This window comes from Cetobacterium somerae ATCC BAA-474 (genome assembly GCF_000479045.1).
Classification (GTDB): Bacteria; Fusobacteriota; Fusobacteriia; order Fusobacteriales; family Fusobacteriaceae; genus Cetobacterium_A; species Cetobacterium_A somerae.
The window spans coordinates 3,829-4,178 of the sequence record NZ_KI518190.1 but is presented as its reverse complement, the minus strand read 5'-3'; the positions used below and the strand labels follow the sequence as shown (position 1 = coordinate 4,178).

3 tRNA genes are annotated in these 350 nt (G+C 49.7%); all 3 read right to left on the bottom strand.

Going from position 1 to position 350, the window contains the following annotated elements:
* Positions 1–64: 64 nt before the first annotated feature.
* Positions 65–148, bottom strand: a tRNA-Ser gene (locus HMPREF0202_RS10705).
* 7 nt (positions 149–155) lie between these two features.
* Positions 156–230: transfer RNA gene (locus HMPREF0202_RS10700), tRNA-Glu, on the bottom strand.
* A 7-nt stretch (positions 231–237) separates the two neighbouring features.
* Positions 238–314 (bottom strand) — tRNA-Ile (locus tag HMPREF0202_RS10695).
* Positions 315–350: the final 36 nt, after the last annotated feature.

Here is a 350-nt window from a genome sequence, read left to right as displayed (position 1 = left end):
TCCCCTGCTCTACCGACTGAGCTATCTGGGCATCTTTTGTTACCTGCTATAGGTACCTTTAAAATGGCGGAAGGTCAGAGACTCGAACTCTGAAGTCTTGCGACGCCGGTTTTCAAGACCGGTTCCTTACCAGTTAGGATAACCTTCCATATTAATGGTACCCCGTAGGGGAATCGAACCCCTGTTTATAGAGTGAAAATCTATTGTCCTTACCACTGAACGAACGGGGCAGGTGAGTGGTGGATCCAGCTGGAGTCGAACCAGCGACCACTCGGTTATGAGCCGAGTGCTCTAACCAACTGAGCTATGGATCCGTTTATGGCGTGTCTGAAGAGATTCGAACTCCTGAC